13 protein-coding genes are annotated in these 14,469 nt (G+C 39.1%); 12 read left to right on the top strand and 1 reads right to left on the bottom strand.

The genetic code is table 11. From position 1 onward, the window contains the following. Positions 1–243: 243 nt before the first annotated feature. On the top strand, positions 244–867 hold the full coding sequence (gene recR / locus ACFO3G_RS05800) for a recombination mediator RecR (protein ID WP_380078868.1): 624 nt from the start codon (positions 244–246) through the stop codon (positions 865–867). Between the two features lie 3 nt (positions 868–870). Continuing rightward, positions 871–1,401, top strand: a complete 531-nt coding sequence (locus tag ACFO3G_RS05795; protein ID WP_380078866.1) for a GNAT family N-acetyltransferase — start codon at positions 871–873, stop codon at positions 1,399–1,401. Between the two features lie 435 nt (positions 1,402–1,836). Here ACFO3G_RS05795 and ACFO3G_RS05790 read toward each other — a convergent pair whose 3' ends face one another. Then, positions 1,837–2,106: a hypothetical protein gene (locus ACFO3G_RS05790; protein WP_380078864.1), complete on the bottom strand. Its 270-nt coding sequence runs from the start codon at positions 2,104–2,106 to the stop codon at positions 1,837–1,839. A gap of 264 nt (positions 2,107–2,370) precedes the next feature. Here ACFO3G_RS05790 and ACFO3G_RS05785 point away from each other — a divergent pair, with 264 nt between their 5' ends. The 10 genes from ACFO3G_RS05785 to ACFO3G_RS05740 all read left to right on the top strand — a co-directional run bounded on the left by ACFO3G_RS05785 (position 2,371) and on the right by ACFO3G_RS05740 (position 14,362). After that, positions 2,371–3,816 (top strand): CDC27 family protein, encoded by a 1,446-nt coding sequence (locus tag ACFO3G_RS05785; RefSeq protein WP_380078862.1) that lies wholly within the window; start codon positions 2,371–2,373, stop codon positions 3,814–3,816. Positions 3,817–3,840: 24 nt separating this feature from the next. Continuing rightward, complete coding sequence (locus tag ACFO3G_RS05780) at positions 3,841–4,719, top strand: nucleoside phosphorylase (RefSeq protein WP_380078860.1); 879 nt, start codon at positions 3,841–3,843, stop codon at positions 4,717–4,719. A gap of 467 nt (positions 4,720–5,186) precedes the next feature. Beyond that, the gene (lysS, locus tag ACFO3G_RS05775) at positions 5,187–6,917 is read left to right on the top strand and encodes a lysine--tRNA ligase (protein ID WP_380078858.1); all 1,731 of its coding nucleotides are present in this window, start codon (positions 5,187–5,189) and stop codon (positions 6,915–6,917) included. Between the two features lie 231 nt (positions 6,918–7,148). Next, complete coding sequence (locus ACFO3G_RS05770; RefSeq protein WP_380078856.1) at positions 7,149–8,153, top strand: NAD(P)H-dependent glycerol-3-phosphate dehydrogenase; 1,005 nt, start codon at positions 7,149–7,151, stop codon at positions 8,151–8,153. A gap of 4 nt (positions 8,154–8,157) precedes the next feature. Continuing rightward, positions 8,158–9,489: a glucose-6-phosphate isomerase gene (locus ACFO3G_RS05765; RefSeq protein ID WP_380078854.1), complete on the top strand. Its 1,332-nt coding sequence runs from the start codon at positions 8,158–8,160 to the stop codon at positions 9,487–9,489. 6 nt (positions 9,490–9,495) lie between these two features. Further along, a complete protein-coding gene (locus tag ACFO3G_RS05760; protein WP_380078852.1) occupies positions 9,496–10,092 on the top strand; it encodes a DUF4290 domain-containing protein in 597 nt (198 codons plus the stop codon). Positions 10,093–10,331: 239 nt separating this feature from the next. Then, positions 10,332–11,642 (top strand): UDP-N-acetylglucosamine 1-carboxyvinyltransferase, encoded by a 1,311-nt coding sequence (gene murA, locus ACFO3G_RS05755; protein ID WP_380078850.1) that lies wholly within the window; start codon positions 10,332–10,334, stop codon positions 11,640–11,642. Positions 11,643–11,661: 19 nt separating this feature from the next. Then, positions 11,662–12,174, top strand: coding sequence for a ribosome maturation factor RimM (rimM, locus tag ACFO3G_RS05750; RefSeq protein WP_380078848.1), 513 nt, complete (start codon positions 11,662–11,664; stop codon positions 12,172–12,174). Beyond that, on the top strand, positions 12,171–13,322 hold the full coding sequence (locus ACFO3G_RS05745) for a 1-deoxy-D-xylulose-5-phosphate reductoisomerase (RefSeq protein WP_380078846.1): 1,152 nt from the start codon (positions 12,171–12,173) through the stop codon (positions 13,320–13,322). The genes rimM and ACFO3G_RS05745 overlap by 4 nt, the downstream gene beginning before the upstream one ends. A 524-nt stretch (positions 13,323–13,846) precedes the next feature. Next, positions 13,847–14,362: a hypothetical protein gene (locus tag ACFO3G_RS05740; protein WP_380078844.1), complete on the top strand. Its 516-nt coding sequence runs from the start codon at positions 13,847–13,849 to the stop codon at positions 14,360–14,362. The last annotated feature ends 107 nt before the right edge of the window (positions 14,363–14,469 follow it).

Raw genomic sequence — 14,469 nt, 5'->3', positions numbered from 1 at the left:
TGCTCCATAACTTTAATTGTTTGATAATCATAAAGTTACAAATAATAAATCAACTAACCTACTGATATTCAATATATTAACACCTTGTATAAGATTGTTTTTCAATTAAATTTAAACAGCTTCTTAGTCTTATGAAAAAACTACCTTTGTGCTTGGTTTAGATATGCTTTGAGCTTATTCTTTAGATTGCTCCATTTTTAGGAGGTTCTCGAAGCGTTGAAAAGAAGAAAAGATATTGTAGTCATGCATAATAAGTTCCCATCTCAATTAGTTGAACAAGCTGTTGAGCAGTTTTCTAATTTACCCGGTATTGGTCGTAAGACAGCTCTTCGGCTTACCTTGCATCTTTTGTCCAAAGATCCTTCTTATACTCATAAAATCACAGATGCTCTCAATCGTTTAAGGGATGAAATAGTCTATTGTAAGTGCTGTCACAATGTTAGTGATACAGAAATTTGTAGTATTTGTAGCGATCCACACAGGGATAAACAGACTATTTGCGTAGTTCAAAATGTCAATGATGTGATAGCAATAGAGAATACCGCCCAGTACAAGGGGGTGTATCATGTCTTGGGAGGGGTTATATCGCCCATTGATGGGATAGGTCCTTCACAGCTTAATATAGATGAGTTGGTAAATCGTATCGAATCGGAAAGAATCAAAGAGGTTATTTTGGCACTCGGATCAACTATGGAAGGGGACACTACCAACTTCTTTCTTTATCGTAAGTTGAGTGTTTTTGGTATTAAAATTTCTGTTATTGCAAGGGGTATTGCTGTTGGTGATGAGTTGGAATATGCCGATGAAGTTACTTTGGGACGCTCAATACTTAACCGTACCTCGTTTGATGATGCTATAAAAAGATAGGCTATGGATTGTTCATTGTCATTTATTGGTGAAAAGGTCAGACTAAGAGCATTAGAACCCGAGGATATAGATCTTCTTTTGGATTGGGAGAATGATTCCGAACTTAGGTCATCTTCCGGATCTTTTCAGCCGATTTCTCGTAAGGTATTACAAGATTATATCGAATCAAGTCATAAGACTCTTTTCGAAATCGGACAGTTGAGACTGATTATACAATCCAAGGAGGGCCCGATCGTAGGAGCTGTTGATCTGTACGATTTTGATGCTTATCAGAGGCGTGTAACGATTGGTATCATGATAGATCGTAAGTATAGATGTCATGGTTATGCAAAGGATGCCGTAAATATCGTATCGGAATATGTTTTGGAGCATTTGCGTCTGTATCAAATTATTGCGATGGTTGCCACTATAAATGAGGCCAGTTGTCGATTGTTTGAAGCTTGCAAGTTTGAATTGGTTGCAACTTTGCCGAAATGGCAATGGATAGGAAAAAGCTATCATGACATGGTTGTATATAGGAAGAGGGGTTTCTGAGGAAAGCGGATTTTAGCTAAATAATGTAAATTTATTTCACTTGTTTAGGGACCTAAAACAGCCCTTTCTGACATCAAAAAGAGGCTCATTCTCCACAAAATCCAAAAGCGATAGGACGAAACCGTCCTATCTGAATGTTAATATATGTATACACTGCTTTTTGTGGACAAATTGGCGGCTTAAAAATGGACTTTAGGCCGCCTTTTTTGTAAGGTCGCGCGACTTTCAATCCATTCTCGCGCGACCTTGAGGGTAGACTCGCGCGAGGTTGCACCTGAAGTAGCGCGACTTTGCATGTCAAGGTCGCGCGAGATCAGATCGAAAGTCGCGCGAGAATGGATTGCTTCTCGCGCGAGCTTATTTGTTAAAATAGCGCATAAAAAAGCCCGTTTCGTACTAATAAAACGGGCAAAGTGTGTATTGGGTCAGATTCCTCTAACTCCAATATGTATGAAATTCGGTATAAACAGGAGTTGTTTGTGCCCCTTTTTGAATATTAAATAGGGTAACAATGTTTAACAAATAAAGGCCTTTCATTCTGAACTTCACAGCACATGAAGAAAGGTAATTGATAAGGTTGTATTTGATACATTTGTAATCGTCAATTTGTTCTTGACCAAAGAGATATATCTTACCGTCTCGGAGGCGTGATACCCCAAGTAACAAAATAGTCAAAAGTGTGGTAAGTAATAAGATTATCTCCATGGTTTTTGTTTTTCAATATGAACTAAGGTAACGAAAAGAAGTCATATTTGCAATGAGGATGAGATCATTTTGATTTGAGACTATTATTCTCGCTTGTAATATCATTGATTTGGAGGTAAAACAATTCGGTATTTAATGCATTTTGTAGAGAAGTGTTATTTGCCTGACTTTTGCTATTTCAGTACCTTTACAGCGTCGTATCTTGTATGACCAAATAATGAAAAGATGGTCTTACGGGTATGTAGTGAATTAAAAACGAATATTATGCGGGGATTCTTGAATACATTATATGTTGTGTGTGCTCTATTGCTTGTAGCCGGATTTGGTGCCAACCAACTGCAGGCTCAGACCTTGGCTGAAACAAAGAGTTATTATGAAAAGGGAGAGTACGCAAAAGCCTTGCCGGGCCTTCAAAGACTTGTAGAGAACAATCCCAAAAATCAAACTTATGCGCTTTGGTATGGAAAGGCTCTAAACAACCTGGGGCAATATGAGAAGGCCGTACATCCGCTAAGAGTTGCCGCCAAAAAGGCCGGAGAGGCGCAGTTTCTTTATGCTCAAGCCCTGTATTTTACCTATGACTTTGACAAGGCGAAAGATGTGATGGAGGAATATATGTCCTATCTTAAGCGCACGAAAAGACAAATGTCTGAAGCTGAATCATTTGACAAAAAAATTGTATTGGCAAAGTCTATGTTGGATCGTGTTGCGAGGGTAGAGGTGATAGATAGTATTGTATTGCCTAAAGATCTTTTTTTGACTCCTTATCATAGTATAGCATCGGATAATGGAGAAGTTTGTTGGACAAGTGCTATTTTCCCTGATCAGTCGAAGATAGATACTTCCGCTTTTGCAGGGGTGACTTCATATACCAATGGTTTAGGAAACAGGAGGATTGTTGCATTAAGGGATGAGAAGCATAATATGGCTTTGTATGGCAGTTCGGTTGTTGGAAGCCGTTGGAGTACTCCGGATCCGCTTGACAAACTGATCAACTTGACGGGTACAGAAAACTATCCTTTCTTAAAGCAGGATGGAAGTACATTGTTGTTTTCAAGAAAGTCTGAGGATGGTATAGGTGGGTACGACCTTTATATGACAAGAAGAAATGCACAAGGAGATTTTTTGGAGCCGACTATGCTCGGTATGCCATTCAATTCACCTTACAATGATTATATGCTTGCCTATGATGAAAACAATGGCATTGGCTATTTTACATCCGACAGATTCCAATCGAAAGGGAATGTTTGCGTTTATACATTTATAATAGATGAAGACAATACGCTATTGCCATCGGATGATGTGGAGGAGAAGACGGCATGGGCATCTCTCAAAAGTATCAAAGTCACTCAGGATAAGAACTCGGACTATTCTGATATCAAAAGAAGGGTTGGACGAAAAGATAAGTCCAATGATAAGATGTCTGACGCAATATTGTTGAGTGTAAATGGTAAATTGTATACCGATTGGAGTGATTTTACATCATCCAAAGCAAGAGATTTATATAGGGTTATCCTTGATAAAAGATATGATTTGTCAAAACTAAACGCTACTCTCGAAACTCTGAGAAGAGCTTATAGAGATGCGTCTTCTTCGGAGAAAAGTGCTCTGAAGGGAAAGATTCTTAATCTGGAAGAGAATCAAAAAAGTCTGAGACAGATGATAAATGACATGGTACAAAAGTGTATCAAGCAAGAATTAACTAAGTAGTATTAATTTTTAATTTTAACGATTATGGATAAGAACAGAATTATTCCACCATCAGAACTTATTATTAACGAAGACGGATCAATTTTTCACCTTCACATCAAACCGGAACATCTGGCTGACAGAGTCTTTTTGGTAGGCGATCCTGCCAGAGTAGATGTAGTTGCTTCAAGGTTTGATAGCAAAGAGGTCGAAGTATCAAGCAGAGAGTTTCATACCATTACGGGTACTTATAAAGGGAAACGAATCACTGTCTTAAGCCATGGTATTGGTACTGACAATATTGATATCGTTGTCAATGAACTGGATGCTTTGGCTAATATTGATTTCGAAACAAGAAAAGTAAAGGAAAATTTTAGACAACTTACGATGGTTCGTGTCGGTACATCGGGTGGTCTGCAGGATATCTCACATATCGGGGCCTATGTAGCAGCAGAGAAGAGCATTGGCTTTGATGGTGTGATGTATTTCTATGATCAGACCGACAAAATTCGCGATAAGGAAATGGAAGAGCAGCTAATCAAACAGTTGGATTGGAAGCTCGATGGTCTTAAACCTTATGTTGTCAGTGCCAACGAAAGCCTTATTGAGCAAATTTGTCAGGATGATGTCATTAAGGGAATGACCATTGCTGCCAATGGTTTTTATGGACCTCAAGGACGAATGCTTCGTGTTCCACTAATGGATGTTGATTTGAATAAGAAAATTCAGGCCTTCGAATATAATGGCAGACAGATTACCAACTTTGAGATGGAAAGCTCCTCTTTGGCCGGTCTTGCTGCTCTTATGGGGCATAGAGCTATGACTGTCTGCTGCATCATTGCAGGAAGAAAAGCTCTCAAAATGAATACATCCTACAAGAATAGCCTTGAAGATTTGATCGATTTGGTGTTGGATCGAATCTAAATTGCTTCAGATGCTGTTGGGGTTTGTTTTTGTGTCTGTTATCGTCAGACATCACAAAATGCTTGAGTTGTGAACTCTTATATTTTATGATGGGCAAATTCAAAACAGCTTCTTATATTTTAGCCGAGGAATGGGCGTTTTGTCAAAAAAGAGTACCTTTATACTAAATTAGTTCATAAAGGGAATTTTGGGTGTCCCACCATCTTATGATGCAAAATGAATATATGATTAACCTTGCACCATAAGTCTTCGGCTACGGATTCATTCTCATTACAATTGCATAATTGAAATTGGTATCATTGGGAGATTTCTTTTCTCAAAGGTCTTTTTTAGGCAATGATATGATGAAATGATTCCTTATGACGATGATAGAGTGGGAAAAGGTGATTTGTTATCTTTATTGGAAAAGATGCCATTCCCACTCTATTATGTTACCTTTGCAAATATTAAATAAGCACTTGCTAAAGATGAATATATTAGAACTTACAGAACAGGAAATTGTTCGAAGAAATAGTTTAGAAGAGCTCAGGGCATTGGGAATTGATCCTTACCCTGCTGCAGAGTATGAGGTAGATGATACTTCTGCCAACATAAAGACAACTTTCGATGAGTCGCTAGAGCTACCCAAACAGGTACGAATAGCCGGTAGAGTTATGAGCAGACGTATCATGGGTAAAGCTTCTTTCATCGAATTGCAAGATAAGGACGGACGTATTCAGGTTTACATTACACGAGATGATATTTGCCCTGAAGAAGGAGATAAGTCTTTGTACAATATTGTTGTCAAAAAGTGTATGGACATTGGCGACTTTATTGGTGTTGAAGGTTTTGTATTCAGGACCAAGATGGGTGAAATATCAGTTCATGCACAGAAGATTACATTCCTCTCTAAGAGTTTGCGACCCCTTCCTATAGTTAAGCAGAAGGATGGTGTTACATATGATGGGTTTACAGATCCTGAGCAAAGGTATCGTCAACGTTATGTCGACCTTATTGTTAATGATGAGGTTAAAGAGATCTTCATCAAAAGGACGAAGCTTTTCAATGCGATGAGGAGGTTCTTCAATGATCGTGGATATATGGAGGTGGAAACACCGGTATTGCAACCTATCCCGGGTGGTGCCGCAGCCAGACCCTTCGTGACGCATCATAATGCGTTAGATATTCCACTTTATCTTCGTATTGCAAATGAGTTGTACCTTAAAAGACTTATTGTAGGAGGATTGGACGGTGTCTATGAGTTTAGCCGTAACTTTAGAAATGAGGGGATGGATAGAACTCATAATCCGGAGTTTACATGTATGGAAATCTATATCCCATACAAGGATTATAAGTGGATGATGACCTTTACAGAGCAGATGCTCGAATATATTTGTCTGGAGGTATTGGGTACAACCGTGGTAAAGGTAGGCGAGAAAGTTATAGACTTTAAGGCTCCTTTCAGACGAGTAACCATGATAGATGCCATCAAGGAGAATACCGGTATAGATATAACGGGTATGAATGAAGATGAGCTTCGCAAGGTCTGTGAAAAGCTCGAAATCGAAGTTACACCTGCTATGGGTAAGGGTAAGCTTATTGATGAGATATTTGGGGAGAAGTGTGAGGGTAACTATATTCAGCCGACCTTTATCATTGACTATCCGATCGAGATGTCCCCACTCACTAAGAAGCATCGTGACAATCCGGAATTGACCGAGCGATTTGAGCTAATGGTCAATGGAAAAGAGATTGCCAATGCATACTCTGAGTTGAATGACCCGATTGATCAAAGAGAGCGTTTTGAAGAGCAGCTCAAATTGTCTGAGAAGGGTGATGATGAAGCAATGTATATTGATCAAGATTTCTTGAGAGCTTTGGAATACGGTATGCCTCCAACATCAGGGATGGGGATTGGTATGGACCGATTGGTTATGCTTCTTACCGGACAAGAAAGTATTCAAGAGGTATTGTTCTTCCCTCAAATGAGGCCGGAAAAGGTGGCAAAAAGAGATTCAAAAGACCTTTTTGTCAAAGCCGGAGTGCCTGAAGAATGGGTGCCGGTACTTTATAAGGCAGGTATTCTTACCGTGGATCAGATGAAAAATGAAAGACCGGGTAAGATACTGCAAATGCTTACTGATATAAACAAAAAGTATAAGTTGGGATATCAGGGATTGCAGCTGGATGATGTGAAGAAATGGGTAGAGGCCCAATAAAATTAATAGATATATTGAGGTGGGGTGGTTGAATGGTCAGCCACACCACCTTTTGATGTTTCAACCAAACATTGCTTTATTGCCGGATCGGATGCAGTGTTTGTTGCAATCCTTCGATTTGTAACGCTATCATCTTTATCAGCTTACAGTAGATTTATGATAGTAGCGAAGTAAATTGTAAAGCAGCGAAACATTCGAATTCTATTTGGTAATTATTTCAACCTTTATAAGATGAAAGACTTGGGTACCATAGGTATACTTGGTAGCGGAAGCTGGGCTACAGCCTTGGCAAAGATTGTGCTTACGACACAGCCGAAAATTAATTGGATGGTGCGTAAGAATGAGAAAATAAAGTTCTTTAAGCAACATGGGCACAATTCGGACTATTTGACCAGCGTGCAATTTGATTGTTCTAAGATAAATTTCTTTGGAGAGTCCGATATCAACTCTTTTTGTCGAGCAAGTGATACCATTGTACTTGTGACACCTTCACCTTTTATCAAGTCGTTTCTTAAAAGAATACGCTCTTCGAGTATAAAAGGAAAGCTCATAATCAATGCCATCAAAGGAATTGTACCGGATGAAAATATCCTGATTTCGGACTATCTTCAACAAGAGATGGATATTCCTCAGGCTCTTATTGGCGCTGTGGCCGGTCCTTGTCATGCAGAAGAGGTGGCAAAAAACAGACTCTCTTATCTCACTGTCGGTTGTTTTGACAAAAGCAAAGCGGAGATGTTTGCACAGGCTTTGCGTACAGACTTTACATACTGCGCTGTCAGTTCGGATGTTGTAGGCATCGAATATGCTTCTGTATTGAAAAATGTCTATGCCATTGCGGCGGGTATTTGCAACGGACTCCAGTATGGGGACAATTTTCAATCAGTTTTGATGTCGAATGCAATAGCTGAGATGAATAGATTTGTCAATACGGTCCATTTGATTGAGCGAGATATTACTGATTCGGTTTATCTTGGCGACCTACTGGTGACTGCCTATTCGCAATATTCGAGGAATAGAACTTTTGGCAATATGATAGGTAAAGGATATAGCGTCAAAGCGGCACAGATGGAGATGGAAATGATTGCTGAGGGGTACTACGGGGCAAAATGTGTAAGAGAGGTTAACAAAAGATTTAGAGTAAATATGCCGATCTCCGATACCGTTTATGAGATTTTGTATGAGAAAAGAGAACCGGGAGAGGCAATATCCAATCTGACCAAGTACTTTAGATAATCATATGAGTAATATAAGTCTTGAACTTGACAGCTGTCGTCATTATCTGACGGAAGAACACATAAAGAAGGCCGTTGATGCATCTCGTCTTCTAATCGAGGAAGTTGGAGAAGGAAATGATTTCCTTGGATGGAAAGACCTCCCATTTAATATTGCAGAAGATTATTTGGGTGAGGTAAAAAGACTCGCAGATAAGTTTAAGGCTTGTACTTATGTCGTATGTATTGGAATAGGTGGTAGCTATTTGGGTGCAAAAGCCATTATAAGTGCATTGGGTGATACCTTCTCTCCGTATAAACGCAGGTCTCGACCGTTTGTTTTGTATGCGGGCAACAATTTGTCGGAAGATTATTTGTACGAATTGGTAGATCTACTCAAGGGCGAAAGTTTTGGTATTATCAATATTTCTAAGAGTGGAGGGACTACAGAGCCTGCAATTGCTTTTAGGATATTAAACCAGCTGTTGATAGATCAAGTAGGAGAGCAAAAGGCCCGAGACTTGACAGTAGCTGTGACAAGTCCAATCAGTGGATCACTCCGTCAGTATGCCCTCAAACAAAACGTCTCTATGATCCACATACCGGAAGATGTGGGAGGGCGGTTTTCGGTCTTTACAGCTGTTGGATTGCTTCCAATAGCGATTGAGGGATACGATATTGATCGTCTCTTACAGGGTGCCAGAGATATGCAAAAGACAACAATCAGCACCCATTTTGAGAGTAATATTTCTATGCAGTATGCGGCTGTGAGGAATGCTTTGTACGATGCCGGACGAAAGATTGAGATTTTGTGTAGCTTTAGACCCAAGCTGAGGTATTTTGCCGAGTGGTGGAAGCAACTTTTTGGAGAGAGTGAAGGTAAATGTGGTAAGGGAATATTTCCTGCTTCTGCCAATTTTTCAACTGACTTACATTCGATAGGGCAGTGGATACAGGAAGGAGAAAGATCAATCTTTGAAACAGTTATTTCTGTAGATCATACAAAACATAAGCTCCAAATACCATCCAATGACAGTAACTTGGATAACTTGAATTATTTGTCCGGTCGCAGGTTGGACGAAGTCAATAAGTCGGCAGAAACAGCGGCAAAGTTGGCTCATATTGATGGGAATGTCCCTGTTATTCAGATTAAAATGCCTACCTTAGAAGAGTATTATCTGGGACAGTTGATTTACTTTTTTGAGGTGGCGGTCGCCATCAGTGGATATATGTTGGATGTCAATCCGTTTAATCAGCCGGGAGTCGAGGCGTACAAGGTCAATATGTTTGCACTTTTGGGAAAACCCGGTTATGAAGAAGAACGGAACAATATTTTAAGAAGACTCAAAAGACAATAATAAATTATGAAATACAATAGTGAACTGAAAGTTTTGGCACTTCCAGAATATGGTCGACATATTCAGAATATGGTCGACTATTGCAAGACGATAGAGAATAGGGAAGAACGCAATTATTGTGCTCGCTCTATTATTAAAGTTATGCACAATATGTTGCCTGAACTACAGATTGATAATGGAAACAATCAGAATGTATATTGGGATCATCTGGCCATAATGTCTAATTTTAATTTAGATGTCGATTATCCCGAAGGTACAATCAAACAGGAACAACTTTATACAGAACCGCAGCCCGTGGAATATCCTGACAATGATATTATATATCGCCATTATGGACATATATTGCAGTCATTGATTGAAAAAGCTTCAGAAATGGAACCCGGTAAAGAGAGAGAAGAACTTTCATACTTGATTGCTAACCAGATGAAACGTTCGTACGCAACATGGAACAAACCGGAAGTGTCAGATTTTAAGATCTTTAAGGACTTATACGAATTCTCGGATGGTACAATCGAATTGACAGAAGAGAATTGTGTGCTCGAGAAGGTTGATGTCCCCATCAAAGATGCGGGTAGAGCAGCAAAGAAGAAGAAAAAGAAATAAGGATATAGTCCGGATGTACCACACTAAAGGGCAGATTTATTTTTACAGTCCTCTTTCCGAATAATGATTGATTAGAGGGTGGCTTCTCTTCTTGATATAAAGAATAAGAGACGATAAATAGTTTTGTAAGGATGCTTTTTGTGGATGAATTTTTGCAAGGAGCTGCCTTATGGTGAGGCAATAGAGGACCTGAATGGTTGTTTTGTTTACTGTATAATATTATCACAACATATCTTCGTATGAGTTCTTTTGTAATTGAGGGTGGTCATAAGCTAAGTGGAGAGATTGTGCCACAAGGTGCAAAGAATGAAGCACTTCAAATATTGTCCGCAACATTGCTAACGGAAGATAAAATTACTGTCAGCAATGTCCCGGATATTTTAGATGTCAATAATCTAATTGAACTTCTTCGTCTCATGGGCGTGGAGGTAACCAAAATAACCGCCGGCACATACGAGTTTTGTGCCAAAGATGTCAATCTTCCCTTTGTTGAGAGCCAGGAATTTCTCGAGAGAAGCCGTAAATTAAGAGGGTCGGTATTGTTGTGTGGTCCTTTGATTGCCAGATTTGGGTATGCCATCTTCCCTAAGCCGGGAGGTGATAAAATTGGAAGAAGACGATTGGATACCCATTTGATTGGCATTATGAATTTGGGGGCAGATTGTGAGTATATTCAAGATAAGCATAGCTATGAACTTCATGCTCCCAATGGATTAAAAGGTACATATATGCTTCTTGATGAAGCTTCAGTTACCGGAACAGCCAATATTTTGATGGCAGCAGTATTATCTAAAGGTATTACTACAATATACAATGCAGCTTGTGAGCCTTATATCCAGCAACTTTGTAAACTCTTAAATAATATGGGGGCAAAGATTTCGGGGGTTGGCTCTAACTTACTAACTATTGAGGGGGTGGAAACTCTTCATGGTGCATGTCACAGGATGCTACCGGATATGATAGAGGTAGGTAGCTTTATTGGTATGGCTGCAATGACCGGTAGTAGTCTTAGAATAAAGAATGTAAGCCTTCCGGATCTTGGCATTATCGTTCCATCTTTTAGAAGGCTTGGTATCGACATCAGAGAAGAAGATGATGATATTTTTATCCCTGATCAGGATATTTATGAAATAGAAACATTTATGGATGGATCTATCCTGACTGTTTCGGATGCTCCTTGGCCCGGTCTGTCTCCGGACCTTTTAAGTGTCTTTTTGGTTGTTGCAACGCAGGCTAAAGGCTCTGTTCTTATTCATCAGAAGATGTTTGAGAGTAGGTTGTTTTTCGTAGATAAGTTGATTGATATGGGTGCTCAGATTATTCTTTGTGATCCACACAGAGCGACGATTATTGGGCATGGAAAGTACAACTCTTTGCGTGCATCTACGATGACATCCCCTGATATTAGGGCAGGTATCGCTTTACTTATCGCAGCTATGAGTGCAAAAGGCACAAGCGTTATTCATAATGTTGATCAGATAGATCGCGGTTACGAAAATATAGAACAAAGATTAAATGCACTTGGAGCACATATCTCACGACTCGATTAAGCCCCTATCTTCAATTGATATGACTTACATAGGGGATATATGTAAGGCTCATGGCTTATCAGGTGAGCTGACAGCTGACCTTGAAGTAGATTTATCTCCTCTGATTGAAGATGAAGAGGATCTGGTCTTCCTCTTTTTAGAAAGAGATGGACTGAAGATCCCTTATAGATTGATCAATTATCGTTCTAAGGGAAAGCTATGTCTGCTGAAATTGGAGGATATTAATAACGAAAACTCTGCAAATGCTCTTTCCGGTCTCAAAGTTTATTTGGAAACTGACTATCTTGCCGAGAGTGAGGATATAGACACTTTGTCCGTTTGTGTTGGATATACTCTTCATGATGAGAACAACCATACTATAGGTGTTATTGAAGGAATTGACGAATCTACCGTAAATTGTCTTTTGCAGGTGAGTAGGGTAGACAACAAATCTATTGTCTTGATCCCAGCTGTCGATGAATTAATCGTTGATATAGACCATAAAAACAAAATAGTTGTCCTAACCATTCCTGAAGGAATATTAGACTTATGAATAAAAAGCGTATTGCAATTCTCGGTTCCACCGGGTCAATTGGAACTCAAGCCTTAGATGTTATCAGAAACAATAAAGAGACATTGGAGGCCTATCTTATAACCGGACGAAACAATGCTGATTTATTGATTGAGCAAGCTCGTGAATTTCACCCGGAAGTTGTGGTAGTAGCACAAGAAACAAACTATCTCAAGGTTAAAGAGGCTCTCAAAGACCTTCCAATCAAAGTTTGGTGTGGTGCTGAAGCTATCGCAGAAGCTGTAACAATAGATGAGATTGACATTGTCTTGACGGCAATGGTTGGATATGCCGGACTTGTACCAACGCTTTCAGCAATCAAATCAGGTAAGATCATTGCACTTGCCAATAAAGAAACATTGGTAGTGGCAGGTGAACTTGTAATAAAAGAGGCCCGCAAATATAATGCCACTATTATACCAGTCGATTCAGAGCATTCGGCAATCTTTCAATGCCTTGTTGGCGAGTTTAATCCTATCGAAAAAATTTTGCTTACTGCTTCGGGAGGACCATTCCTTCATACCTCGAAGCAGGATATGGCTGTGATAACGAAGGAGCAGGCCCTTAAACACCCCAATTGGACTATGGGGGCTAAGGTGACGATTGACTCAGCAACTCTTATGAACAAAGGATTTGAGATGATTGAGGCAAGATGGCTTTTTGATTGTAGACCGGAGCAGATCCAAGTAGTGGTTCATCCTGAAAGCATTATTCATTCAATGGTGCAGTTTCAGGATGGAAGTATCAAAGCACAACTTGGAATACCTGATATGAGATTGCCTATTAGCTACGCCTTGGGACTGACTAAGCGTATATCGAATGACTATCCCAGAGTTGACTTCTTTGGGCATAAGTTGACTTTCTTTGAGCCGGATACCACACGTTTCCCAAATTTGACATTTGCTTATGATGCGATTGCTAAGGGAGGAAATACACCATGTGTTTTGAATGCTGCAAACGAAGTAGCTGTCGATGCCTTTCTCCATGATAAATTATCTTTCTGTGATATACCCAATTTGATTGAAAAAACAATAGATCAGATGCCCTATATCATTAATCCAAAACTACAAGACTTTATGAACACAGATCAGGAGTCTCGAGCTTTTGCCACATCTCTTTTGAGAAAATAATAGAACTGTAAAACCTGTTTTGATTTAGATAGAGTAATTACTACTCTAAATCATCCATTCATAGTCTTATTTTGTAGACTATAAATAGTATTCCAAAAGTGTGTAAAGGAAAAGCATGCATCCGACTTTTTTAATATGTTATGTGAAAAAGGGATGTATTTATGCAGCTGTCAAGGATTGAATTTAGGCTAAAACTAAGGTCTAAACATCTTGCTAATATTTATGGAATAGTAGTTGTATTATTCGACTTATTTGATATCTTTGCGGACATTTTATCGGGCAGTGATAACAGTTTTATTGACTGTGTAACTGATTGACTCAATGCCTTTTGTTAGATCAATATGGTTTAGTGTTGGGGGTTGGGTTTTGATGAGATTGTGTTTGTGTTGTTGTGTGATTTTAATCTTTGTCATTTAGAAATTGTTTTGAGTTTGTGAGAAGATTTTATGTCACATGATTTAAGTTTAACTCCGCTAGTATAAGAGTTGTTATTTACCTTTTATCTTAGCACAATTATCATTTATATGAAGATTACAACCTTCGTAAAGTCCTGTCCATTATTTATGTCCTGTATTTCGGGACTTTTTGTCTGGACAAATGTCACTCCTTCTTATGCTTGTACGCAAGTGAATTGTGTTCGTTTTGTGGATGATCCTGCTGATCCTCCTATTTCTTTGATTCAAGCTCGAAAGATTTTTGAGAGATTTCAGTCTATTTGTGATTCAAGGGATTATGACAAACTGGTCGATGTTTTTGCGGATGTTATTGATCAGTACTATGAGGATTATGAGATTAAGACCACCGATCTTATCAAACAGATTAAGGAGATGGATGCTGAGTCTGGTGATACGGATACTTATGTGTCTAAGGTTATCAAATTTGAGTCGGTCAAAGGTGATGAAAATGCTTTTCGTTACGAGATTGAAAGTAAGTGTTTGTCCGGAGAAGAGAAGGGGACAATAACTAAAGATGTCGGGATTGTTCGTTTTGTATTGGAGAGAGGTAAGTACAAAATATATTATATCATTGCTGTCCGATAAAAGTTGGAAATGACATATTAAGGATGCTCAATCGCAGAATACATGCGGTTGAGCATTTCAATTTTGAAAGATAAGCCCCCCTAATCAAAAAGTGAGGGTATTGGAGG

The sequence above is a fragment of the Falsiporphyromonas endometrii genome (assembly GCF_042654485.1).
In the GTDB taxonomy this organism is placed as follows: domain Bacteria; phylum Bacteroidota; class Bacteroidia; order Bacteroidales; family Porphyromonadaceae; genus Porphyromonas; species Porphyromonas endometrii.
Note: the sequence above shows the minus strand (reverse complement) of the source record. Positions and strands in the feature narration are given on the sequence as shown.